Source organism: Flagellimonas sp. 2504JD1-5, from assembly GCF_053618295.1.
Genome location: NZ_JBSIOU010000001.1, coordinates 696544 through 719456, shown reverse-complemented (window position 1 = coordinate 719456; position 22913 = coordinate 696544). Strand labels below are relative to the sequence as shown.

At 39.0% G+C, this 22913-nt stretch carries 22 protein-coding genes; 8 read left to right on the top strand and 14 right to left on the bottom strand.

Going from position 1 to position 22913, the window contains the following annotated elements; all coding sequences use genetic code 11:
* The 10 genes from neuC to ACULLG_RS03130 are packed head-to-tail and all read right to left on the bottom strand — an operon-like array spanning position 1 to position 11363.
* Complete coding sequence (gene neuC / locus ACULLG_RS03175; RefSeq protein ID WP_452125317.1) at positions 1 to 1164, bottom strand: UDP-N-acetylglucosamine 2-epimerase; 1164 nt, start codon at positions 1162 to 1164, stop codon at positions 1 to 3.
* Complete coding sequence (gene neuB / locus ACULLG_RS03170; protein WP_452125316.1) at positions 1161 to 2168, bottom strand: N-acetylneuraminate synthase; 1008 nt, start codon at positions 2166 to 2168, stop codon at positions 1161 to 1163. Before neuB ends, neuC begins: the two co-directional genes overlap by 4 nt.
* A 6-nt stretch (positions 2169 to 2174) precedes the next feature.
* Positions 2175 to 2819 carry an acetyltransferase gene (locus tag ACULLG_RS03165; RefSeq protein ID WP_452125315.1) on the bottom strand — a complete coding sequence of 215 codons (645 nt, stop codon included), beginning with the start codon at positions 2817 to 2819 and terminating at the stop codon, positions 2175 to 2177.
* A complete protein-coding gene (locus ACULLG_RS03160) occupies positions 2816 to 3958 on the bottom strand; it encodes a LegC family aminotransferase (protein ID WP_452125314.1) in 1143 nt (380 codons plus the stop codon). Before ACULLG_RS03160 ends, ACULLG_RS03165 begins: the two co-directional genes overlap by 4 nt.
* Positions 3959 to 3960: 2 nt before the next feature.
* Positions 3961 to 4959, bottom strand: a complete 999-nt coding sequence (locus ACULLG_RS03155; RefSeq protein ID WP_452125313.1) for an NAD-dependent epimerase/dehydratase family protein — start codon at positions 4957 to 4959, stop codon at positions 3961 to 3963.
* 2 nt (positions 4960 to 4961) lie between these two features.
* On the bottom strand, positions 4962 to 6185 hold the full coding sequence (gene lhgO, locus ACULLG_RS03150) for an L-2-hydroxyglutarate oxidase (RefSeq protein WP_452125312.1): 1224 nt from the start codon (positions 6183 to 6185) through the stop codon (positions 4962 to 4964).
* A gap of 13 nt (positions 6186 to 6198) precedes the next feature.
* Entirely contained in the window at positions 6199 to 7248 is a 1050-nt protein-coding gene (locus ACULLG_RS03145) for a hypothetical protein (RefSeq protein WP_452125311.1), read from the bottom strand.
* A gap of 2 nt (positions 7249 to 7250) precedes the next feature.
* Positions 7251 to 8936, bottom strand: a complete 1686-nt coding sequence (locus tag ACULLG_RS03140; RefSeq protein ID WP_452125310.1) for a DUF6909 family protein — start codon at positions 8934 to 8936, stop codon at positions 7251 to 7253.
* A 57-nt stretch (positions 8937 to 8993) separates the two neighbouring features.
* Complete coding sequence (locus ACULLG_RS03135) at positions 8994 to 10490, bottom strand: GH3 auxin-responsive promoter family protein (protein WP_452125309.1); 1497 nt, start codon at positions 10488 to 10490, stop codon at positions 8994 to 8996.
* A complete protein-coding gene (locus ACULLG_RS03130) occupies positions 10491 to 11363 on the bottom strand; it encodes a M23 family metallopeptidase (RefSeq protein WP_452125308.1) in 873 nt (290 codons plus the stop codon).
* A gap of 170 nt (positions 11364 to 11533) precedes the next feature.
* On the opposite strand from ACULLG_RS03130, the gene tatA reads away from it, so the two are divergent.
* The 3 genes from tatA to ACULLG_RS03115 all read left to right on the top strand — a co-directional run bounded on the left by tatA (position 11534) and on the right by ACULLG_RS03115 (position 14448).
* The gene (gene tatA / locus ACULLG_RS03125) at positions 11534 to 11728 is read left to right on the top strand and encodes a twin-arginine translocase TatA/TatE family subunit (protein WP_163420762.1); all 195 of its coding nucleotides are present in this window, start codon (positions 11534 to 11536) and stop codon (positions 11726 to 11728) included.
* A 230-nt stretch (positions 11729 to 11958) separates the two neighbouring features.
* The gene (locus ACULLG_RS03120; RefSeq protein ID WP_452125307.1) at positions 11959 to 14022 is read left to right on the top strand and encodes an OmpA family protein; all 2064 of its coding nucleotides are present in this window, start codon (positions 11959 to 11961) and stop codon (positions 14020 to 14022) included.
* Between the two features lie 255 nt (positions 14023 to 14277).
* Positions 14278 to 14448, top strand: coding sequence for a DUF6747 family protein (locus tag ACULLG_RS03115; RefSeq protein WP_420320936.1), 171 nt, complete (start codon positions 14278 to 14280; stop codon positions 14446 to 14448).
* A 95-nt stretch (positions 14449 to 14543) separates the two neighbouring features.
* On the opposite strand, the gene ACULLG_RS03110 is transcribed toward ACULLG_RS03115, so the two are convergent.
* From ACULLG_RS03110 to ACULLG_RS03100, 3 genes are all read right to left on the bottom strand, one after another.
* Complete coding sequence (locus ACULLG_RS03110; protein ID WP_452125306.1) at positions 14544 to 15530, bottom strand: DUF4837 family protein; 987 nt, start codon at positions 15528 to 15530, stop codon at positions 14544 to 14546.
* A gap of 12 nt (positions 15531 to 15542) precedes the next feature.
* Positions 15543 to 17144 (bottom strand): LysM peptidoglycan-binding domain-containing protein, encoded by a 1602-nt coding sequence (locus ACULLG_RS03105; protein ID WP_452125305.1) that lies wholly within the window; start codon positions 17142 to 17144, stop codon positions 15543 to 15545.
* A gap of 119 nt (positions 17145 to 17263) precedes the next feature.
* On the bottom strand, positions 17264 to 18454 hold the full coding sequence (locus ACULLG_RS03100) for a phosphoglycerate kinase (RefSeq protein ID WP_452125304.1): 1191 nt from the start codon (positions 18452 to 18454) through the stop codon (positions 17264 to 17266).
* A gap of 131 nt (positions 18455 to 18585) precedes the next feature.
* Here ACULLG_RS03100 and ACULLG_RS03095 point away from each other — a divergent pair, with 131 nt between their 5' ends.
* Genes ACULLG_RS03095 through ACULLG_RS03085 form a run of 3 tightly spaced genes read left to right on the top strand, consistent with a single transcriptional unit; the run spans position 18586 to position 20675 of the window.
* Positions 18586 to 19737: a DNA polymerase III subunit gene (locus tag ACULLG_RS03095; protein ID WP_452125303.1), complete on the top strand. Its 1152-nt coding sequence runs from the start codon at positions 18586 to 18588 to the stop codon at positions 19735 to 19737.
* A gap of 14 nt (positions 19738 to 19751) precedes the next feature.
* Positions 19752 to 20147 carry a DoxX family protein gene (locus ACULLG_RS03090; RefSeq protein ID WP_452125302.1) on the top strand — a complete coding sequence of 132 codons (396 nt, stop codon included), beginning with the start codon at positions 19752 to 19754 and terminating at the stop codon, positions 20145 to 20147.
* Between the two features lie 36 nt (positions 20148 to 20183).
* Positions 20184 to 20675, top strand: coding sequence for a YdcF family protein (locus ACULLG_RS03085; RefSeq protein ID WP_452125301.1), 492 nt, complete (start codon positions 20184 to 20186; stop codon positions 20673 to 20675).
* A gap of 10 nt (positions 20676 to 20685) precedes the next feature.
* Here the strand turns inward: ACULLG_RS03085 and ACULLG_RS03080 are convergent, their stop codons facing one another.
* Positions 20686 to 21618, bottom strand: coding sequence for an AraC family transcriptional regulator (locus tag ACULLG_RS03080; protein WP_452125300.1), 933 nt, complete (start codon positions 21616 to 21618; stop codon positions 20686 to 20688).
* A gap of 131 nt (positions 21619 to 21749) precedes the next feature.
* Here ACULLG_RS03080 and ACULLG_RS03075 point away from each other — a divergent pair, with 131 nt between their 5' ends.
* Both ACULLG_RS03075 and ACULLG_RS03070 read left to right on the top strand, forming a co-directional pair.
* On the top strand, positions 21750 to 22208 hold the full coding sequence (locus ACULLG_RS03075) for a YHS domain-containing (seleno)protein (protein WP_452125299.1): 459 nt from the start codon (positions 21750 to 21752) through the stop codon (positions 22206 to 22208).
* Positions 22209 to 22337: 129 nt separating this feature from the next.
* Positions 22338 to 22901 carry a Crp/Fnr family transcriptional regulator gene (locus ACULLG_RS03070; RefSeq protein WP_452125298.1) on the top strand — a complete coding sequence of 188 codons (564 nt, stop codon included), beginning with the start codon at positions 22338 to 22340 and terminating at the stop codon, positions 22899 to 22901.
* Positions 22902 to 22913 lie beyond the last annotated feature (12 nt).

Sequence of the window (22913 nt, the reverse complement as noted above, 5' to 3'; positions counted from 1 at the left end):
CTATTTTGAAATGTTATAAAACTCCTTCTTTAAAATTCCTTTTATATCAAAGCTACTCAAAATCTCTGCTATTTTAACCGAAGCGCCTCCTTTTCCATAGGGATTGATGTCTCCTTGTATTTGGTAATTGAAGTTCTTTGAAAAACCTCTCTGCATGGCCTTTATGATTGCCTCTTTTTGGTTAGTACAATCTATAACACTTTTGGCCTTTATTCTTCCATTTTGCCTGTCCCCAACATTGATTGTTGGTATATTGAAGCTAGGAGCTTCCGTTAAACCACTTGATGAATTGCCTAATACCAAATCTACGTGCCCCAGAGCCGATAAGTACCTCAATTGGCCCAAAGAATCAAACGCGCAAGCCCGTTTGGGGTTTTTTGAGAGAAATGAGTCGATTAGTTCTATGATAATCCTGCCATCGGTATCGGCATTCGGTTTTGTGATAATATAATTTGTATCCTTAAAGTGGTCCATTGCTCTTAAGACCTCTTTGAATTGATTTCCAGAAGTGTTTTCTTCTAAAGTTACAGGGTGAAAGGTCACCAAAACATTCTTTTTTCCCAGCTGGAAATCTATTGATTTCTCAAACTCTTGTTTGTTCAATAGTTCAAGGTGAGTCAAATTATCCAATCCTGGGGCACCGACATTAAATACCCTTTCCGGATTTTCACCTAACTGAATAACTCTATTTCGATATTCTGCAGTTGCCGTAAAATGCAAGTGCGACATTTTAGTAATACTATGTCTAATAGGTTCATCTATTAAGCCTTCCGTAGATTCACCTCCATGTATGTGACCTATTGGAACACGCGAAATCATTGCTGCGGCAGCTGCTGAAAACACCTCGAAACGATCCCCTAACACAAGCACAATATCTGGTTTGAGCTCGCTATAAGCCTCGGTAAAACCAATCTGTGCCAAGCCCATTGATTTGGAAATACCCACTGGGGTGTCTGAAGATAACAATATTTCAACCTTTTTGTTTATCTGAAAACCATCTGCCTCAATTTGTCTGTATGTCAAACCAAATTCAGGTGATAGGTGCATACCAGTTACTATGAGCTGCAACTCTATGGCCGAATCACCTTTTAAATTTTTCAACACCCAAAATAGCAAGCCGTACTCTGCTCTAGTTCCCGTAATTACGCACACCCTTCTTTTCATATAATTTCGTCCTCTTGATAATCTTTTGCGGCTATTGTTCCTATTACCTCATTCCATTTCATAGGAGAAAGTCCTGTGCCCGGTCTTTTGACGGTAATATTACTTTCGGTAAAAACTTCTCCTTTGTTAATTTTTCTGCTGGCAACTATGCTTTTTCTAACAATAGGTTTGTTTTTTTTCTCGCTCTCGGTGGGTCGCTTTATACCATCTCCCATAGCCCGTTCAATGTTTCTAATCGCGGCAACCATATCCTTTAACTCGTGGGGCTCCAAAGATGCCTTATGATCTGGTCCTTCCATAAATTTGTCAAGAGTAAAGTGCTTTTCAATGACAGTTGCTCCGAGGGCAACTGCCGCTATTGGCACCTCTATCCCTAGAGTGTGATCAGAATATCCCACAGGGATCTTAAAACGCTTCTTAATCGTATGCATAGCACTTAAATTCACATCTTCCATTGGGGTAGGGTATTCTGTATTGCAATGCAAAACTGTAATATTATCAAGGGTTGTTCCTGCTTCGGTAATGGCGGCAATGGCTTCTTCTATCTCATTTATATCCGCCATTCCAGTAGAGATTATTACAGGTTTCCCAAGACCGCCTATTTTTCTTAAATATGGCAAATTGGTAAGTTCCCCTGAGGGAATTTTGAAAAGGTCTATATTCAAGTCATTCAAAAAATCGACGCTATCCAAATCAAAAGCTGTCGATAAAAACTTTATTTTTTGACTATTGCAATATTCAATTAGTGAATAATGCATATCCTTGCTCAATTCAAGTTGTTGCAGCATCGCCAGCTGAGATTCCTCTTTGTATTGCGAATTCTCAATTTGGTATCTCGCTTTTGCTGCTTGCTTTATGACTAATTTACTAGCGTTAAAAGTCTGAAATTTTACGTAGTCCACCCCGGCATCAACGGCAGCATCTATTAGTCTTTTTGCCAAGCTTATACTTCCATTGTGATTCACTCCTGCTTCAGCGATAACTATGACTTTATTTTCCAGCATTTTGATTTAAGATTTTTTTTTAATTCTTAAGGGATTCCCATAGCAAAGTACATCTGAAGGGATTTGTTTGCGAACAACACTGCCAGAGCCAATAATAACTCTATCTCCTATATTACAACCTTCATTTATAATACTACCACTACCGATGAATACATCATTGCCTGTTTTTACTTCACCGTTTAGTATCGCCCCAGTAGAAACATGATTAAAGTTTCCTATTTCACAGCCATGTTCTACATTTCCATAATTATTTATTATACAACACAAGCCCACTTTACTATTACTGTTTACCATTGCGAATTGCATTACTACAGTTCCTTCCTTTAGGGAACTATATTTTGATACATGCGCATTCTTAGCAATAATAACGGGAAGGTTCCCATTGTTTTTCTTAACAATGTTATATAGTTTTTTTCTAATTCCAGTGCTCTTGACCTGGCCTACCGTAATGACAAAATGAAACCCATCCTTGATGCAACTTGGAATCATATTATCGTTTCCTATAATAGGATATCCGGATATTTCTTGAGACTTTTCAGCAGTAAATGATGGGTCAAGAATGCCTTCCACAGAATAGTCCGAAAGCTGTTCAATCACATCTATAACAGATTCACAGTGGCCTCCACCACCGAGAAGCACAAGTTTGATCATATAACACTGCTAGGTATGTTCACTACGCGTTCTTCCAACCAAGCGGCATTTTCCAGATTTCCACATTGGGCATCTTTAAACATTGCAAGTCGGTTCATTAACATCCATATTGGCCTTGTCATTACTCCACTTGAATTCATTTCTTTTAAAAATGAATTTCTTTCGTCGTGTGATTTCAAAATGACCGCATTTAACCAGTAATTTGCAATGCACCCTTCACGTTCCGAAACAAAATCTATGTCTGTATTTGCAAAGAAAGCTTCATATTTTTTGGCCAATCTGCGTTTTTTTTCCAGAAACTCCGGCAAACTCTCCATTTGGGCACAACCTAAAGCAGAGTTTAGGTTTGGTAATCGATAATTATATCCAATCATATCATGTTCATATTCGTATGGATGAGGTTTTTTTGCGGTTGTTGTAATATGTTTGGCGATTTTGGCAATATTCCCGTCGTTGGTTATTAACATTCCGCCGCCGCCGGTAGTAATTGTTTTATTTCCGTTAAAACTTAGCACTCCTACTTTTCCGAAAGTTCCCGTATGTTTATCTCTATAATAACTGCCCAACGATTCAGCAGAATCTTCAACGAGAATGATGTTATAACGTTCACATATTGCTGTAAGTTCTTCTAAATCGGCCGGATGCCCAAAAGTGTGCATTGGCACTATAGCTTTTATTTTCCTTTTTGACCGGACATTGACACAATGTCCTCTAACTATTTCGGTGTTTGTCTTCAGAAAATCTTCCAGCTTGTCCGGAGAAAGCCCCATGGTTTCACGGTCAACATCAACAAATACGGGTTTGGCCCCTAAATAGCTGATTGCATTACAAGTTGCTATAAATGTCAAGGGTTGAGTTATAACTTCGTCATTTTCAGTAACCCCTGCTAATTTTAAAGCAATATGTAATGCTGCCGTCCCATTTACCATTGCCACAGCATATTTTGCACCTGTAAAAGCAACTATTTCTTCTTCAAAACGATCCACAAACTTACCCACGCTTGACACAAAAGTGGAATCGACACATTCATTCAAATACACTTTTTCATTGCCCCTGAAAGTCGGTGCATGAAGAGGAATAAACTCATTTGACGAAAATAGGTCTTTGATAAAAGCTGCTACTTTTGAATAATGTTGCATTCTCAACGCCTTCTCGTTATCTGATAATTCCCATATTTTTCCCTAGAACTGATGCAATCTGCATAGAGGCCCATTTCAAGAGCGGAGATTAATTCTTTTATTCCCATTTCAATAGTATATTCGGGTTCAAAGCCCAAAACGGTTTTTACCTTATCAAACGAAACCCTATAATTTCTAGGGTCCGTACCATTTGCCGAGTATCTTACCTTAGCATCTGGTAAATTGGCTATAATTTTGTCAACAATCATTTTCTTGGTGTTGTTGTTTATTTCACCCCCTGCATTGAATACTTCGAAGTTTACTTTTTCTTTATCCGCTTTGAGCACAATATCAAGAAGGCGGGCAAAGTCACGAACATGACAATAAGGTCTCCATGTGTGTTCATCATATACTTCGAGTTCTTTGCCAAAATACATATCTCTAACAAACTCACTCACCGAAAGATCAAAACGCATTCGAGGAGAAAGACCAAAAGCAGTGGCGAACCTTAGAACTACCCCGGTATAGTTTACCTCATACTTTTTTGACATTAAGTATTTTTCATTGGCGACCTTTGCTTTTGCATATAAGGACAATGGATTCAACGCAAACTCTTCATCCGCTAATTCATCATCTTTTATTAACCCATAATTTGAGCATGTCGAAATAAATATCAATTTGTCAACGTTTTTGTCTCCAAAATAATCGATACATGCCCGAACCGCACCCTCGTTTATTTCTTCAGATGCCTCAGGATACTTTTTTGTAATGGGGTCACCAACCAGGCCAGCTAGAATTATCACATCTGAAATACCTTCTGATACCATATCCAATATTTTCTTGTCTCCCATTTCGCCATATACGATCCTAAAATTCGAATCCCCAATAAAAGGAATTACGGCAAATTGGTTCTCATAGGTAAAAGTATCAAGGATTGTGACGTTGTAATTTAATTTTAAGAAGTGGTTTGTAACCACAGTTCCGACGTACCCCGCCCCGCCTATTAAAAGGACATTTTTCATATCTAAATATTTATATAATTGTCAATAATATGTTGTGCTATTGCTAATGATGCTGTTGCGCCAGGAGATGGTGCGTTTAATAAATGCACCTGGTTGCCCTGCTTTTCAATCTTGAAATCCATAATAAGCTCGCCTTCATCATTCATCGCTTGAGCTCTTACTCCAGCATTGCCCTTCTCTATCATGTTTATGTTTAGCTCAGGAACAATTTTTTGAGCCTTTCTTACAAATGACGCCATTGATAAAGAACTGCCAAATTCTTTTAAGGCAAATGAAAAATTATTTGCCAAAAAACTATGTAGCCCCCGATAAGATAAGCTATCGTACGTATCCTTTAAGGAAAAATCGGTGTTTTTATATCCTTCCCTTTTGAAAGCCAAAACGGCGTTGGGTCCAATTTCTTTCCTACCTCCAATCATTCGTGTAAAATGTACACCGAGAAAGGGGTATTTTACATCCGGAACAGGATAAACAAGATGATTGACAATATCATCATATTCTTTCTTTATCATCATATATTCTCCTCTAAAGGGAACTATTCGTAGAGGCCTAGTGTTTCCTGAAAGAGTCTGAAACATGCGATCAGTGAACAACCCCGTACAATTGATTAGCAAATCAACTTCATAGCTAGATCCTTGTTTCGCAAAAATGGTGGTTACATTTTTCCTTTCCATCACCTTATCAATTTTGGTTCCAACTATGATTTCACCCCCTTGCTTTTTAATCAACTCGGCCATTTTATTCATAACGGCCTTATAATCTACAATGCCTTCTTCAGGAACAAGCAATGCTTTTTCCGCCTTAACACATGGCTCCCTCTTTTTCAGTTCTGAAGGGCTTAAAAACCGAAGGCCTTCCAATCCATTTTTTTTTCCGCGGACAGCTAGAGCATCCAGAGTTTCACATTGCCCCTCGTCTACCGCTACAACTACTTTGCCGCACAAATCGTGATTTATGCTATGTTTTTCACAAAAAATGGTCATTTCGCGAATTCCGGAAACTGCTAATCTTGCTTTTAAAGAATTAGGTTTATAGTACAAACCACAGTGGAGAACACCACTGTTATTTCCTGATTGATGAGTTCCAATTGAACTTTCCTTTTCAAATAATTGAACAGAATAGTTATCGCTCTGAGCCAATATTTTGTACCCCAATGCCAAGCCTGTTATGCCTCCGCCAATTATCGCAACTCTTTTCTTTCTTAATTTTTGGTTGGGCTTAGTCATTAATGGTACTTTATTAATTTTTTTTGTAACTTTTTAAATACTTGTTTATCCCGAATATGGTTGTTATGCTCATCACCAATCCCAATAAAACCAAGGGCAATAAGAATTTATAGCTTTTCCAAAATCCCTTTTGCTCCACTCCTCTATTTGGAAAATCACTAATTATGTTTAAAATCTCGGATTTATTAGCTCGTTCTTCATTTAAGTCCACCAACTTCTCTTTTATGATTTCCCGTTCCTTAACTAAGGCCAATTCCTTGTTCTGAGATTCACCGTTCTCAGCCAAGTTGATGTTTGTTCCCTGCATGGGTTTTTCAGCTTCCTTCTCCAAAACTCTTTTATATAAACTTTGAAGTGAATCTATTTCCTTAAGTTGCTGCATGTAAATAGAATCTTGAAGTGTCAAATTTTCATCATTGATACTTTTTTGCAGTTTAAAATAATCATTGACCGAGATAGAGCTAATAATGGCTGGTTGTGTTTTTTTGGCGACCAAGTTGTTTGTACTTATTATTGAAATGTGATGAAATCTGGCATCCAAAGAATTAAAATTCTTGAGATAGTTTTCAAAGTCAATTGTCTTAATGGTCGTAGTATCCAATCCTTTAATGAAATTATCAAATAATTTTATTTTTTGATTTTCATCAGAATACGAATCCACAAAAATCTCCTTTATGCTTGCTGCTTCAGCTGAATTGATATTTAGAGCAGATGCCAAAGCAATCGAATCCTCAGCTTGTGCCAAATCGTTGTAGAAATCAATATTGTTGTATAGTTGTTGTACACTGTTGAAATTGGGTTCAACAACCATCTTGGAAACATACTTTTCAGGCAAATAATTATCCAAAAAATAACCTCCAATTACTCCTGCGGCTGCCGCTATGGTAAGAATTAAAAAATACTTTTGGACAAAAAGAAGAAGCAGTATCAATAAATGGAACAATCCCTTAAAAATGCTTCCAATAAAATTGAAAAACTTTTGAAAACCTCTTCCGATAACTTGAAATAATTGTCCCAAATCAATCTCGTCCGAGTTATTCTGGTTTGATGGTTGCTCTGCCATAACTATACGTTGAATATTTGTTTTAAAATCCTATCTGTTATCAAATATGTGGGTTTTACCCCAGTTGTGCCCAATCCTCCTGACGCCAATGTGCTTCCTGTTTCCAATGGGTTATCCGATGCATAATACGCGTATCTGACTTTTACATCCTTATTAATGCTTTTACGAATCTTGGAAGCTGACTGAATCGCCTTCTGATAATGAACGCCTTCCATTTCCAGCCCAATCACGCTCCAGGTAGATTCATGGAAAAACTTCAAAATATCCTTGTTCTGCAAAGAGGTTCCCAAAACGGTAACCATGGTTCCTTCCAACACTTTTAATCCGTAGCCTTCAAAATCAGCTGCGCAAAGTTCGTTTTTAAATGGGTAATTATCGGCTGTTCCTTCAAAAATATGTGCGGAAGGAATCATTAAATCGCCTTTTCCTCCCTCCAAAATGCCAGCTTTGCCCATTATGGATATGGAATCTACGTTCAGAAATTGTTTTTGGCCGTTTTCCTCAATGGGCTTTAACAGCTCATCAATAGTTTCGTAAGCCTGTTCTCCAAAGGCATAATCCATTACAAAAATTACCGGTCTTTCCTCCTCCGGTAAATCTTTTGGAAGTGCATAACAGCAGGTATCCTTTCCAAACTTTGCAGAATCGAAAATTTGAACATCAATATTTGCCCCGGATGTGTCATCAATGAAAATCATGCCATTTTTGGCACCAACCTCCATTACTTTTTTTCTTAAATCCTTGTTGCCGGACGAACTCAATGATTCATAAATATCCAAGGATTCAGTATCGGGAAATTCTTTGGCCAATGCTTTTTTGGCAAACAGCGAATTCATAACACTGTGCATATTGGCACTAATAATATGGATTGGTCTATGTAACAGATTGTTCTTGCTAAGGGTTTCCTTGATCATGTCTGCCCAGCGTTCTCCATGAATATGGTGTCCCAATCTTTCACGAAGTAAAGGACTAAATGTTATGGTGCGTTTGTTTCCGGTAGTTTCTTCTTCAATGGCCAATTTCCCCAACCAGTAAACCACATTTAAAAATCGGTCCGGGTCTTGTTTGGATTTGAGGGAATTATGAAGTTCAACCACCTCATCATAGGTTCTTCCAAGAATATTGGCCGTATGAATCATTGCGATTTCACGTTCGGATTCTTCCTTTTCTTCACTCTTGACAAAATCCGCTAGTTTATCCCAATCACGAATGGTAGCTTTTCCGTCTTCGACCAATACGCGCTTGCATATTTTACCAGATTCAATGTATAAAAAGGTAAGGTGTGTAAGAATATCGTAGATGTCGCTTCGCCCCCTCGTGATTTCAATGTTCATTTGCTCATCATCGATGCGATAACAATTTCTTCTTCGTTTTGGTGGGACAATGGCTTTTAAATGGGATTTCGAAAACCCTTCATCGGATGTTAGATTGACAAATCTACATTCTTCTATTCCTTTTGGAAGTCTTTCCAGCACATAAATCAATCCATTAAGCTCTGCTTTTTCTTCCGCAATAGTGCCATAAATTTCAGGTCTCAACAACAAAAGTGCATTGCGCAATGCATTCCCTGAAACTCCTGATGGCTTATAAAATCCACGATTGAGAAGATGCCGCATGGTAATGTACATGCGCTCAATGGCGTTGGTGGATTCTTGTGCTCGCGTAGTCTGTTTTACTTTGTTTGCCATAAATCGTTCTGGCAAAAATACATGAATTCCTACGAAATTAACACTGTTGTTTATCAACTAAAGTTGAAATGGTATTAACCCATCAGCAACCTTGCGGTCGTTGGATAGTCTTTGCACTTTATTTTGCCCCCCTAACTTGCCTATGGTCTTCATATAATCTTGGAATCCTCCGGTTCTGATCTTGGTGATTTTTAGGGGCTGCAGTATGCTGCCATCAATCAAATCGAAGTAATAACTGTTCTGCTTTTTCATACTTTCCTCAATATAGTTGGAAAACTTTGCCAAATCTGTAGGGGCTTTTTCGAATTCAATCAGCCATTCATGGTAGGGTAATTCGCCAGTTTGAGGAGAAGTTTGAGGGGCCACGGTGAATTCGTTGACCAGGGCATCGGTATTTTCAATGGCAATTTTTATTGCCTCTTCAACCTCCTTGGCAATTACATGTTCTCCAAATGCGGATATAAAATGTTTTATCCTTCCGGAAACCACCACACGATATGGTTTTAGGGAAACAAACCGAACGGTATCTCCAATGTTATAGGCCCAAAGCCCAGCATTTGTAGAAATAATTAGGGCATAATCCACATTTAATTCTACTTCGGCAATTGTCAAGCGCTTTGGATTTTCCTCAAAAAATTCATCTGCCTTAATAAATTCATAGAAAATACCTGAATTCAACAGCAAAAGCATTCCATCTTCTTTTTGGGAATCTTGATAGGCAAAAAAACCTTCGCTGGCAGGAAAAAGTTCAATACTGTCCACTCTTCTGCCCATCAAATCCTCAAATTTCGCCCGATATGGTTCATAATTTACGCCACCATAAATGAACAATTGAAAATTTCGGAACAGTTCCCCAACCTTTTTTCCTGATTTGGCGTTGAGTTTTTCAAAATACATTTGAACCCACGAAGGTATTCCCGCGATAACGGTCATATCTTCGTTTTCGGTCTCCTCGATAATCTTGTCCACTTTGGTTTCCCAATCCTCAATACAGTTGGTTTCCCAACTTGGAAGCCTGTTCTTTTGGAGGTAACTGGGAATGTAATGTGCGGAGATTCCAGAAAGTCGACCCAACTTAATCCCATTTTTTTCTTCCAAAATGGGACTTCCCTGTAAAAAGATCATCTTGCCATCCACAAAATCAGCATTGCCCGTCTCATGGATATAGGATAGAATTGCATTTCGTGAAGCTTCAACTTGATGTTTTATCGATGCTTTGGTGATTGGTATATATTTCGCTCCTGAGGTTGTGCCAGAGGTTTTGGCAAAATAAATCGGCTTTTCTGGCCAGAGGACATCGTTCTTGCCCTCAATAATTTGATGAACATAACTTTTTAATGCCTCATAATCCCTAATAGGCACTTTTTTGACAAAATCATCATAATTTTTAATGGCCTCGAAACCATGATCTTTCCCAAACTGTGTGTGCTTTGCGAAAGAAACGAGCTCTTGAAATACTTTTTCTTGGGTCTCAATGGGGTCGTTTGCCCATTTCGCGGTTTTTTTTGAAATGTTTTTGGCAAAAAGTTTTGCCGCAAATGCTTTTAGCGACATTTAGTTAAAATCAATATAGTTTAAGGGATTCACTGGCTTCCCTTTTCTCCATAGTTCAAAATGTAAATGGGGCCCCGTGGTCAATTCTCCCGTATTGCCTACGGATGCAATGATTTCTCCCGCCTTTACCAAATCGCCTTGTGACTTGCTCAATGATCCATTGTGCTTGTATACCGAAGTTAGGTTATTGTCTTGATGTTCAATAATAATCACATATCCTGTTTCTGCTGTCCATTCGGAAAAAAGAACTGTTCCATCCGCAATTGATTTAACCGGGGAGTCCTTAGGTGCCACAACATCAACTGCATAATGCCTGTTCTCGGGATCATACCGCTGCGATAGTGTACCAGTCACAGGTGAAAACAATAGGGTTCCAACATTTTCAACGTTGCGCTCGAATAAATTGTATTTGTCTTCCAGCTCAACCTCTTCCCGAAGCAACAGATCTTCGCGGATTGGGGTGAGGTCCACAGTTGAAGGATCTAATTTGTATTTTTCAAAAAGAGAATCACGATTTACCTCATTATTTTCTATGTCTCCCCTTAAAACCAAGCGCACATTGTCTAAATACCGATTGGTATAATTTAAAACAGTGACTAAGGAATCCGTTTTGTAGGTTAATTCAGTGGCTTGTCTCTTTAACCGTGTGGAGGAATATCCGGGGATGTACTCCCTTAAGGGAGTAAACGCAATTATCAAGGTGGTCAGTCCAATTAGGGCAATAATGAACAGCGTTCCGGTCACAAAAACGTTCAGCCTGCTCAGCTTAAATGAAATTTTTTCCTCAAAGGTGCTTTCGTTCAGTATCACCAAACGATACTTGTGAAGCAACTTGCGTTTGATCTCTTTTCTCTTTTTCTTGTCCCTTGCCATATGTGGACAAAGATAACCCTTGATTTTAATTTAAGTTGTTAAGCTTTTTAAAATGCTTGCGGCTCCTCGGTAGTCTAAACTAATCGTGGTATTTACTAATTTTCGTTAATGATGTGGGGCCTTACAGTTCTTTTTAGTAATTTTACCTTTCATTTAAAGGTGTAGATAATATGATTGCTCAAACTATTTTTCTTGGTATGCTGGGTCCTTGGCAAATTGTACTGATTGTTTTGGTGGTTCTTTTGCTGTTTGGAGGCAAAAAGATTCCTGAACTGATGAGAGGCTTGGGCAGTGGCATCAAAGAATTCAAAGACGCGTCTAAAGAGGATGAAAAATTAGAGAGCGGTAAGGAATCTGATTCCTAATTCCATTTATTTATAAAGGTTTTTCTCACATTGGAAAAGCCCGCATTTAAAGGGTTTATCGATAAAAAACCACATTTTTTACGTCTACACGTCGTAAATCATTCCATTCACAACAAAAAATTATAAACGCTATCTCCATGGTCTATTTTAGCGTTTGATTATGACATTCATATGTATTGTTGGATGTTTTTGTCTATCACCAGGTCTTGACCGGTGCTGATGGAAAGATTATGAAAAACCTCATTCTAACCCTAATTTTTATAGGTTCTTTTGGGCTACAATCCCAGGAGTTATCTCTTTTGCAGTTTGAAGACGACGAACTGTACACAAAAGAGCTGAACACCGATGGCGTTGATATGCCTATGCAAACACCTTTTATGAAACAGCTGGATGGCCTCAGTAATCGTGCGCTTTCCAAATTTGTTAATAAAAAGGGTGTCACGGCGAAGCTCATTAGAATGGCGGATGAGTATTATGATAAAATGTGGTTTGCTGAAGCTGCAAGGGTATACGACATTGTTCTGGAAAAAAGTGACGAAGACCATACCTTTAAACTTCTTTCTAAAGCTGGCGATTCACATTATTATAGTGGCAATCTTGAAAAGTCATATAAATGGTATCATGAATTGTATGTTAGATTCACCGATGAGATTACCGAGGATAGATTTTTTAAATATACCCATACATTGAAAGGAACCGGCCGATACCGAAGGGCCGCTAAACTTACCAAATTGTTCCGTCAAAAAAATAATGAAGATTTTGACGAAGTGGATGTGGAATCAATGACTTTTAAAAGTCCAACGCAAATTCAAATCAAGAATTTGGCAATAAACTCCAAATATTCCGATTTTTCACCAATGTTCCATAATGATTCTGAAGTTGTGTATGCTTCTGCTCTTGATTCGGCCTTCTTGGCGACAAGACGTTATCGCTGGAACAATCAACCCTTCCTTGATCTATATGTAGCAAAAAGCGACGAGCAGGGTGAGGAATTAAATAGTTCTAAAAAATTCTCCAAGAAAATCAACACCAAGTATCATGAAGCTTCGGTTGCCTTTTCTCCAGATCAAAAAACCATCTATTTTACCAGAAACAACTATGGCAAAAAATTAAAAAGAGGTAAAAATGGGGTTAACCACCTCAAAATTTATCGCTCAAAATTGGTGAATGGTGAATGGACAGATGCCGTAGAACTTCCTTTCAATAGTGAAAATCACTCTAACGGACACCCATCCATAAGTCCAGATGGCAAAAAAATGTATTTCGTGTCCGATCGACCAGGTGGTTTTGGAGGCACAGATATTTACGTGGTTGACATTCTAGAAAATGGAAGGTTTACACAACCTAAAAACCTGGGTAGAACCATTAACACCAAGAAAAAGGAAATGTTTCCTTACATCACAGAAAATTCCCTCTATTTCTCATCTGACAGAAATATGGGAATCGGAGGCTTGGATATTTATCAGGCCGATTACGCCGAAGATGTGTTCGGTGTTGCGGTGAATATGGGGGAACCTATTAATAGTAACAGGGATGACTTTTCCTATATCATTGATAAAAAAGGAGAAAAAGGATATTTCGCTTCCAACAGAAAGGGAGGAAAAGGAGATGATGACATTTATTCCTTCAAACTACTGGAAAACCTTAATGCAATTACTGGATCCGTAGCCGATGATTCAACCGGTGAGGCCATAGCAGAGGCCACTGTAGCATTGTATAATAGAGATAAGGTCATTGTTGCCGAGGCAAAGACGACTCCAGAGGGCAAATATGTCTTCAAAAACCTTGACCCTTTGTCTAAGTATACCGTTAAAGCGGCCAAGAAAGGATATTTTGAAGATGAGCAGGAAGTGGCCACCAAAAACAATATTTCCATTAGTGTTTCGCAATCCTTGCAAAAACTTAAAGAAATAATTGTTGAACAAAATAATGTGGCCAAGATTGAAACCGAAACTATTTATTTTGACTTTGACCGTTACAACATAAAAAAACAAGCTGCATTTGAATTGGATAAATTAGTGGCGGTAATGCTCGAATATCCTGAAATGGTCATTAAAATTGAATCCCACACAGATGCCATAGGTAAAAAGGCCTACAACAAATACTTATCGGACAAACGGGCCAAGTCTACCAGGGATTATATCATATCCAAAGGAATAGATGCCACCAGAATTCAAAGTGCAATAGGTTATGGAGAAGAACGATTGCTCAATGAATGCGGAAATGGCGTCAGGTGCTCCAGGGCGAAACATCAAGAAAACCGGCGATCAGAGTTTATAATCGTCAATATGTGATAAAACAAGAAAGCAAAAGCCCCTTAAACGGGGCTTTTTTTTGCTCGCCTTCTCTTATTTGCATTTCATCGACAGCTTCTTTCGACAACGTGATTTTCAAAACAAGTATTTCATCGATGAAACCTTTTCTTTTATAGGGTTTTCAAAAGTCCATGGGTGTTCATCACTCTTTTCTTGCCTTTTATCTGGAAGTTTTTCAATTCGTTTTGTTCAGCCCAATCTTTGCCTTGTCTTTAAATCTTAAAAATCTGACTTATGAAAAAACTATTACTTGTAAAAGAAATTTATTTAGAAGGATTCAGAAACCTTGGACATTATCTGTTGGAAAGATATTTTAAAATCTTTGCTTGGTTCAGTTTTGTAATGTTCTTTATTGTGCTGTATGCATTTGTATACAGAATTGCAACTGGATTCGCATTTGACTAACAACTCCTTTTTAAGCATTTAAAGAACAAAAAAGCCCAGAACATCTGGGGAGATATCACTGGGCTTTTTTGAATTGCTTATTCAGGTCAGTAAGGTCATGAACCTATGTCGAACTGTACCGTCTTTAAAATGGCTTCCAGTTCAAACATATAATCCCGTTTTTCTTCCGAAGGTGCGAAGGTAAATCCTTCAAGGACCAATTTTCGATTGTTTTCCTTATCGTTGATAATGTAGGTCAAAAAAGGACCTGCCATCGGATATCCATTGATTTCCCAAATTCCTCTAGCCTCAGCAGCCTTTTTCCCTCCTATTTGTGCCGGATATATATAGGGTGAAAACGCCTTTTCCGTCATCATAAACGTTCCTTCATAAGGGCCAGGGATATATTTCTTGCCAATGGAATCCCTCATCTTGACAATATCATTTGCAAAAGTAGAGTCGTTTGCAAAGCTGTTCAATGGCATGGAATAGGCCAAAATGTTCATAGTTCCTTTCGGGATCTGTATATCCATCCAAACAAAATTCTTTTCCCGCTTTCCAAGTTTGTAAAGCGATGGTACTTTTAGGCTAATTCCAAACTCTTCTTCAAAGGCCTTTTCTTTGTTCAGCGAACGCGTAAACCTTTTTTGGGCCTCTCCAATCTCAACTTTTTTGAATGCTGCAATGGCCATTCCGGCCAAAGAATCAATATTATTGGCAAAATCGTTATACGTCTCTCCTTTGATTACAGCCACTTTTTGTGGTTTGGCATACACATTTGTTTTGATATGCGCCAAGGAAAGTGTATCCTGTTCCACAAAAAGAACCGATCGGGAATATGCGGTTGCACCTTTAAAAACCTGTGGAGGAATTTGAGTTATTGTAAAAATAGGTTGTTGGGGCGTAAGCCCTGCCGCGGGTTTTGCAAAATGCTCCCGAATCTTGTCGCCAACACTTCCCTTCCACAATTCGGTGTCCATTACCACCATAAGAGAGTTGACTCCCCCCGTTGAAGGTGGAAGAAATCGTTTTTTGGGTCCATTATCACATGAAAACAATGCCAGGGTAAGCACGGCAATGTATAGTGTTCCAAATTTTTTCATCTTGCTTTAAATTTACGAAGAACAATCGCACAATTTCAGTTTTGTGCCGGGTTTTAAATTATTACCACTAAGACCGTTCCATTCTCGCAAATTTTCAATAGAAACTCCAGGATATTTTCTGGAAATCGTCCAAAGTGAGTCTCCTTCCTGTACGGTATGCACTTTTGTTCCGCTGGCAACCGCCCCGGAAGCCGATTGCGGTGTATTCTTTTTCGCCACCGCTTGTTTAGGGATATAGGGTTTTCGAGGAAATATCGTCAATCGTTGTCCTATTCTTAAATTATTGCTCCGCAAACCGTTCCATCTTTTAATTTGGCTTACCCCAACGCCATAACGTTCGGCAATCTTGCCCAGGTAATCACCACTTCTAACTTTATATCTTATTTGGTTCTTGGCCATAGATAACTGTGGCAAAGGTTTTTCAAGAGAGTCCAGTTCTTTTTTTGCATAGGCGTAAATGGCCTCTTCGTTGCTCACAAATTTTCCGATTTTGGTTATCGGCAATCGTAAAGTGTATGTTTTTCCCTTGATCTTTGGTATAATGTTCAATTTATACGCCGGATTCAGCATTTCCAATTCCTCAGTGCTTATATCAACAAGTTTTGAAATCTGGTCGAATGTGATCAGGTTTTTTACATGTACCGTATCGGTTTCAAAATAAGGTCTCTCCGCCTTTTTGTAATGCAGCCCGTGTTCTTCGGCATATTCAAAAATGTACATGGTCGCCAAAAAGGCCGGGAGATAGCCTGCGGTTTCCCGCGGAAGATTTCTTCGAATATTCCAATAGTTTTTATACCCTCCGGACCTCCTGATGGCCTTGTTCACATTCCCAGGGCCAGAATTATATGCCGCAAGTGCCAAGTCCCAATCATTGAAGATGTCGTATAGTTTGGACAGATATTTACTCGCCGCCTTGGTCGCCAAAATTGGATCGTTCCGTTCATCAACATAACTGCTTACGTCCAATCCGTACATCTTTCCGGTACCGTACATAAATTGCCAAAGTCCTTTTGCGCCAACCCTAGATCTTGCACGTGGGTTCAATGCCGATTCTACAATGGCCAAATATTTAATCTCGAGAGGAATATCGTGGTTATCCAATTCCTGCTCAAAAAGGGGAAAATAAAATTGACTGGCCGTAATCATCCGTTCCATTAAATCTTTCTTCCGAACCAAAAAAGACTTGATTACACTTTCCAAAGATGGATTATACGAAATATTAAATGGTGTTTTTTCATCCATTCGCGCCAAACGGGATTTTAAGGTGTCCGTTGGTAAATCCACCACAGTCATTTCTTCAGTGGACGGGTTTTCAACTTCCAATAACATCTCACTGAACAACTGAGCGCTTGAATGAAGCTCCTTTAACCAAAGGCTATCATAATTTCTGGCTTGCTGTAAATCTTTTAGCTGGAATTTATTTTCCTTATCCGCTCGAATAATTTGCTGCCCATCAATTTGATTTGGATCGACTTTTAAATCCAAAACTTTGGTTCTAAGCGAGTCTTCACCCTTTTCATTAGGAATTGCTGTGGAACTAACCTCTTGGGCTTGCAGTACGGAAGCTGAAAAGAGTATGCTCGCCAAGATGGCGAAGTTTAATTTTGGGTTCATTTTGGACAAGGTTTGGTTTTGGGGCAAACGAAAATGGTGTTTTTTTCTGAAATATTAAAGTTTTCAGTCTAAAACATCCGTTAAAATAGGGCCTTGCCTATTACTTCATAACGTGGAGCTTAGGCCAATATTGCCGCAATACCAGGAAGTGTTCTTCCTTCCAAGCTCTCGAGCATGGCCCCACCTCCGGTAGAGACATAACTGACCTTATCCTCAAAGCCAAACTGTTTTACCGCAGCAACCGAATCTCCTCCTCCCACTAATGAAAATGCTCCATTTTGAGTGGCTTCATCTATAAAATTGCCAATGGCAATGGTTCCTTTTGCAAAGTTTTCCATTTCGAAAACCCCGACTGGACCATTCCAAAGTATGGTTTTGGATTGTAGAATCACGTTTTTGAAGAGCTCCAAAGATTGTGGCCCCGCATCCAAGCCTTGCCATCCGTCAGGAATCTCGTTTACATCCAAAAACTGGGTGTTGGTGTTGTTATCGAATGCGTCGGCAGCCAAAACATCTACGGGCAAATGAATTTTTACGCCTTTTGCTTCGGCCTGCTTTAAAATATCGAGGGCCAACTCCATTTTATCATCCTCACAAATGGAATCGCCAACTTTTCCGCCTTTGGCCTTCACAAAAGTATAGGTCATTCCACCGCCAATAATCAAATTATCCACCTTGTCCAAAATGTTTTCAATAATGGTGATTTTTGAAGACACCTTGGCGCCGCCCAAAATAGCGGTCACAGGTTTCTCCCCAGTTTGCATTACTTTTTCAATGGCCTTGATTTCTTTTGCCAATAAATACCCAAAACATTTGTTGTCTGGGAAATAGTTGGCCACTATAGTTGTGGATGCATGCGCCCGATGCGCAGTTCCAAAAGCGTCGTTCACATAAATATCCCCATTTTTGGATAGTGCTTCGGCGAACACCTCATCTCCCTTTTCCTCTTCTGCATGAAACCGAAGGTTTTCCAACAACAATACCTCACCATTCTGAAGTTCAGAAGTCGCTTGCACTACTTTATCGCCCACACATGCATCGACAAACTTTACCTGTACCCCAATAATTTCAGAAACCTTTTCGCAGATATGTGCCAAGGACATGTCAGGGTTCACTTGTCCTTTTGGTCTTCCCAAGTGGCTCATCAAAATGGCGCTTCCCCCGTCTTCCAAAACTTTTAAAATAGTCGGGGTCGCGGCTTCAATTCGGCTGGTGTCCGTAACATTGAAATCTCCATCCAACGGAACATTAAAATCAACACGTATTAGGGCTTTTTTATTTTCAAAATTAAAGTCTTCTATGGTCTTCATCCTATTCATTTTATGGCGAGGTCAAATGTAAAGATTTCCTGCTTTTTATGTGGATTGAGCTTGTTTATTTTTAGAGTTCCAACAAAAAAGGCGTTCATCGCATCAGAACCTAAAAAATGTATCTTTGAAATATGTTGTTTAAAGATGTTTTGGGTCTGGAGCACATTAAAAACCATTTGGTTTCCACAGCCGAATCTGGTCGAGTGGCCCATGCCCAATTGTTTGTTGGGAGAGAGGGCACCGGCACTTTGCCCATGGCCGTTGCCTACGCACAATATTTACTTTGCGGCAATACAGAGGGCGAAAATCAAGGAGGAGACCTGGTCTGCAATGCCAAATGCGATTCGCTCGCTCATCCTGATCTGCATTTTGCCTTTCCTGTTTCCACATCGGACAAGATAAAATCCCATGCCGTAAGTGATCATTACCTCGAAGATTGGCGCCAGTTTGTAAAAGAGCAGCCTTATGGAAACCTCTTTGATTGGTATCGCCTTATCGGAATAGAAAAAAAACAAGGGCAGATTGGGGTTGATGAAGCTCAGGATGTGGTAAAAAAACTCGCTTTGAAATCTTATGAAGGAGGATTTAAAATCTTGATTATTTGGATGGCCGAAAAAATGAACATCGCGGCCGCCAACAAACTTTTAAAACTGATTGAAGAGCCTCCCAATAAAACCATATTGCTTTTGGTTGCAGAAGATGAGGAACAGATTATAAGCACGATTCGTTCCCGTTGTCAGATTTTACATTTTCCACCACTTTCTGAAAGCGCAATTGCCAAGGCTCTTATCAATAAAGGACTCCAAGAATCTGAGGCTAACTCCATTGCTCATGAGGCCAATGGAAATTTCAACAAGGCTCTCGACCTGGTGAACAAAGATTCAGAAGATCTGGTCTTTGAACGCTGGTTTGTGCAGTGGGTGCGAAGTGCTTTTAAGGCCAAGGGCAATAAAGGGGCCATTCAGGAATTGATTTTATGGAGCGATGAGGTGGCCAAAACAGGAAGAGAAGTGCAAAAGCAATTCTTAAACTATTGTCTTAGGGCAATGCGCCAGGCACTCTTGTTAAACTATAGTGCGCACGAGCTGGTTTATCTAAAGATACATATGGAAAAGTTTGACCTATCCAAGTTCGCTCCTTTTGTACATGAGGGCAACATTGAACAAATTGTTGAAGAACTTGAAAAGGCCATTTTTCATGTGGAACGAAATGGCAATTCCAAAATTATATTTACAGATCTCTCAATAAAGCTAACCCGACTGCTGCATACCAAAGCAGCCTAAAAATCATCTTTACAATGGAACATATCTTCTCAAACGCAGCCCAAATTCTTTTACTTCTCTTTTTGACCATTACCTTATTACAAAGTGGTATTGACAAAATCATGGATTGGACCGGGAATGTAACCTGGCTCAAAGACCATTTTTCTAAAAGTATTTTCAATGGAATGGTTCCGGCGTTATTGGGAGTTGTTCTATTGTTGGAAATGGTCTCTGGAATTTTATGTGCTGTTGGCATTTTTCAGTTTATTGTGTCCGGAGCAAGTGATATGGCATTTTGTGGAGCTCTGCTTTCTGCAATAACATTGTTGTTTTTGCTTTTGGGACAACGGGTGGCCAAAGATTACGAGGGTGCAAAAACCATTGTGGTTTATTTTATTCCGACCATTTTTCTGATTTATCTGTTGCAATAACACTCTAAAGATTATCCCTTGGCCAGTGGAAAAACCATGAAGAAAATCTTAATCGTCCTGGGCTCACCAAACTCTGAGACGGGTGAATTAAGTGCTATTTCCAAAAGCCGACTTGATTGTTGTCTCGATTTATTCAAAAAGAAAAGTCTAGTGCTTTGTACAGGGGGATGGGGGCCTCATTTTAATACCGCTGAACATCCGCATGCGTATTATGCAAAAAAGTATTTATTGCAAAAGGGGTTGCCAGAAAGTGCTTTTTTGGATTTTGCGCTCTCCGAAAATACAGTGGACGATGCTGTTAAAGCCAAAGCCATTTTAGCGAAAATCAAGGAGGAAGTTTCGCTTACTATTATCACATCAGGATATCATCTGGAAAGGGTAAGGTTGATTTTCAACGAAATATTGGATGGGTTTGCGTTAACATTTATGGGTGTTCCCTGTACATTGGATAAAGAGGATTACGACACTTTGTTGGCCCATGAGAAAAAAGCAATCTCCGTTATTCTTAAAAATGGATTGTACTATTAAATCATCATTCTCAGGAATCAATTATTTCTTCAGCCTGCTCTGTAAGTGCTAAATTCTTAAAATTTTTTGGAGATACCCTGAAGGTTTGCTTAAACACCCTGTTAAATGCCGAAGCGGACCCATAACCAACTTGTTCACTTATCTCCGCTAGTGTAAAATCTGAATATTTTAGCAATTGTTTAGCTTTTGTCATCCGCCATGATTTGATATATCCCAAGGGAGTGTTGCCAACTGAATTCTTAAACCGTTCAATAAAAAGTGTACGAGATATTCCTGAATGGAGACATAACTTTTCAAGGGTCAGCACATCATGAATGTTATTATGGATATAGCTTATCGCTTGGTATATGGCCTTGTCCTTGAACAAATTCACCTTGGTTTGTACCTGATTAAGGTAATAATGCCTTAGGATTGAAATGAACAGAATCTCCGCAAAGCGAAGCGTCACCACTTCATACCCTAATCTTTTTTCGGATAACTCTTCTACCATTAAATCTAGAATGGAATTAATCATATCAAATCGCCCATATTCCTCGCTTTTGATTATGATGCATTCCGGTAAATCGTCCAAAAGAAAATGGCCCACCTCCCTATTCAATTCGTAATGTCCACATACTAAATTGGCGTTTGCCTCTCCTTCTTCGAACGGGCTGTCGCCCTTCAAAATTTGGGTGACCACTTCTTTACCAGGGAGACAAAACCCCTTTATTCCCGACTTTATTTGGTGATGGCTTCCTTTTGGGAAAATAACCAAATCCCCTTTGGAAAGGGTATGGTGTTCCTTATTAAATTCCAAAATGCAGTTGCCCCCAGATAAGAAATGAAACTGTGCAAAATTTCCAGCTTCCACGTCCATCCCCCAAGAGTTGCAAAAACCATGTTTAAAGTAAACCGCCGATTTGAATTTAACGGTTTCCAGTACGTCGGCAATAACATCTTTCATGCTGCAAAGCTACACAGTTCATTACTTAAAATTCGAAATTTTGTACTAATTGTCACTAAATAAGAACTTTTAGGGCTATATCAATCTATTATTTGATTGACTTTTGCATTATTAATTTAAAATAGTGAACAATGAAAATTTCAAACTCCATTTTATCGGTCATACTATTTATGTTTGTGATCGCTCCATCTCATTCCCAAAACAATGTGGCGGTGAACGCCGAGGGCGTAGCTCTTAACGGCTATGATGTTGTGGCTTATTTTAAACAGCATGAAGCGGTCAGGGGCAATAATGCCCATGCCGTTAAAAATGATGGAGCAATGTATTATTTCAGTTCTGCTGAAAACGCTTCGGCTTTCAAATCCAATCCAAAAATGTTTCAACCTGTTTATGGTGGGTATTGTGCTTTTGCTATGGCTATGAAAGGAGCAAAAATTCCCGCCGACCCGAAGACCTTTAAAATAAGGGACGGAAAATTGTATCTGTTTTTTAATGATTACTATGAAGGGAAGCCCTTTAACACTATAGTTCCCTGGAACAGCAATGAAAAGGAAATGATTGTGAAAGCAGATCAAAACTGGAGGGGTTAAAAGTAACCGTCAATTACTTTTGGTTGTGGATATGCGCCTTACTTTGCGAGTAGGGCGTTTTTATTTCAATCAACGGATTACAACTAAAAAAGCAGTAATTTAATAGTTGCCTTATAAGAACCGAGTAAAATGTTATTTATTGATTTTTACAACGCTGTTTTAAAGACTTCGTTTACTTATGGCGATCTGCCTTTTCCTTTGAAAACCATAAGGGTTGGGAAAGGAACCTGTTTAACCAAGTATGGCCAGATTGAGGATTCCCTATACTTTATGAACAAGGGCATTGTTGAGATGACCATCAAAAGTTATATGACAGAGAAAATTATCGACTTTTTTTTTGAGGCCGAATTGTTTTGCGGGTTCACTTCTTTTTTGGATCAACAGCCAACCGATGTTCAAATAACGACTTTAATGGATTGCGAAATTGAAGTGTTGAAGCGTGAAGATCTTTTGCCTGCGTATGAGTTTTCTCTTGAAGCGAACAAATTTGGAAGAATTTCTACCGAGCGGGGTTACATAAGAAAATCTAATAGGGAAAAGGACCTTTTGACCAAAACTGCAGAGGAAAGATATGCGGAAATGTTCCGAACACATTCTGGTTATATTTCCTTTATCCCCGTTAATAAAGTTGCAAAATACTTGGGCATACACCCTGAAAGCCTCAGTAGAATACGAAAGAAAATGAATTCCTAACATAGGTCAAGT

What these genes read in the sequence shown, in the direction of transcription:
- neuC (WP_452125317.1), bottom strand. Translation starts at nt 1,164, where the DNA reads ATGAAAAGAAGGGTGTGCGTAATTACGGGAACTAGAGCAGAGTACGGC.
- ACULLG_RS03130 (WP_452125308.1), bottom strand. Translation starts at nt 11,363, where the DNA reads ATGGCAAGGGACAAGAAAAAGAGAAAAGAGATCAAACGCAAGTTGCTT.
- tatA (WP_163420762.1), top strand. Translation starts at nt 11,534, where the DNA reads ATGATTGCTCAAACTATTTTTCTTGGTATGCTGGGTCCTTGGCAAATT.
- ACULLG_RS03110 (WP_452125306.1), bottom strand. Translation starts at nt 15,530, where the DNA reads ATGAAAAAATTTGGAACACTATACATTGCCGTGCTTACCCTGGCATTG.
- ACULLG_RS03115 (WP_420320936.1), top strand. Translation starts at nt 14,278, where the DNA reads ATGAAAAAACTATTACTTGTAAAAGAAATTTATTTAGAAGGATTCAGA.
- ACULLG_RS03160 (WP_452125314.1), bottom strand. Translation starts at nt 3,958, where the DNA reads ATGCAACATTATTCAAAAGTAGCAGCTTTTATCAAAGACCTATTTTCG.
- ACULLG_RS03070 (WP_452125298.1), top strand. Translation starts at nt 22,338, where the DNA reads ATGTTATTTATTGATTTTTACAACGCTGTTTTAAAGACTTCGTTTACT.
- ACULLG_RS03100 (WP_452125304.1), bottom strand. Translation starts at nt 18,454, where the DNA reads ATGAAGACCATAGAAGACTTTAATTTTGAAAATAAAAAAGCCCTAATA.
- ACULLG_RS03135 (WP_452125309.1), bottom strand. Translation starts at nt 10,490, where the DNA reads ATGTCGCTAAAAGCATTTGCGGCAAAACTTTTTGCCAAAAACATTTCA.
- ACULLG_RS03080 (WP_452125300.1), bottom strand. Translation starts at nt 21,618, where the DNA reads ATGAAAGATGTTATTGCCGACGTACTGGAAACCGTTAAATTCAAATCG.
- lhgO (WP_452125312.1), bottom strand. Translation starts at nt 6,185, where the DNA reads ATGACTAAGCCCAACCAAAAATTAAGAAAGAAAAGAGTTGCGATAATT.
- ACULLG_RS03075 (WP_452125299.1), top strand. Translation starts at nt 21,750, where the DNA reads ATGAAAATTTCAAACTCCATTTTATCGGTCATACTATTTATGTTTGTG.
- ACULLG_RS03120 (WP_452125307.1), top strand. Translation starts at nt 11,959, where the DNA reads ATGAAAAACCTCATTCTAACCCTAATTTTTATAGGTTCTTTTGGGCTA.
- ACULLG_RS03165 (WP_452125315.1), bottom strand. Translation starts at nt 2,819, where the DNA reads ATGATCAAACTTGTGCTTCTCGGTGGTGGAGGCCACTGTGAATCTGTT.
- ACULLG_RS03085 (WP_452125301.1), top strand. Translation starts at nt 20,184, where the DNA reads ATGAAGAAAATCTTAATCGTCCTGGGCTCACCAAACTCTGAGACGGGT.
- ACULLG_RS03140 (WP_452125310.1), bottom strand. Translation starts at nt 8,936, where the DNA reads ATGGCAAACAAAGTAAAACAGACTACGCGAGCACAAGAATCCACCAAC.
- neuB (WP_452125316.1), bottom strand. Translation starts at nt 2,168, where the DNA reads ATGCTGGAAAATAAAGTCATAGTTATCGCTGAAGCAGGAGTGAATCAC.
- ACULLG_RS03145 (WP_452125311.1), bottom strand. Translation starts at nt 7,248, where the DNA reads ATGGCAGAGCAACCATCAAACCAGAATAACTCGGACGAGATTGATTTG.
- ACULLG_RS03105 (WP_452125305.1), bottom strand. Translation starts at nt 17,144, where the DNA reads ATGAACCCAAAATTAAACTTCGCCATCTTGGCGAGCATACTCTTTTCA.
- ACULLG_RS03095 (WP_452125303.1), top strand. Translation starts at nt 18,586, where the DNA reads ATGTTGTTTAAAGATGTTTTGGGTCTGGAGCACATTAAAAACCATTTG.
- ACULLG_RS03155 (WP_452125313.1), bottom strand. Translation starts at nt 4,959, where the DNA reads ATGAAAAATGTCCTTTTAATAGGCGGGGCGGGGTACGTCGGAACTGTG.
- ACULLG_RS03090 (WP_452125302.1), top strand. Translation starts at nt 19,752, where the DNA reads ATGGAACATATCTTCTCAAACGCAGCCCAAATTCTTTTACTTCTCTTT.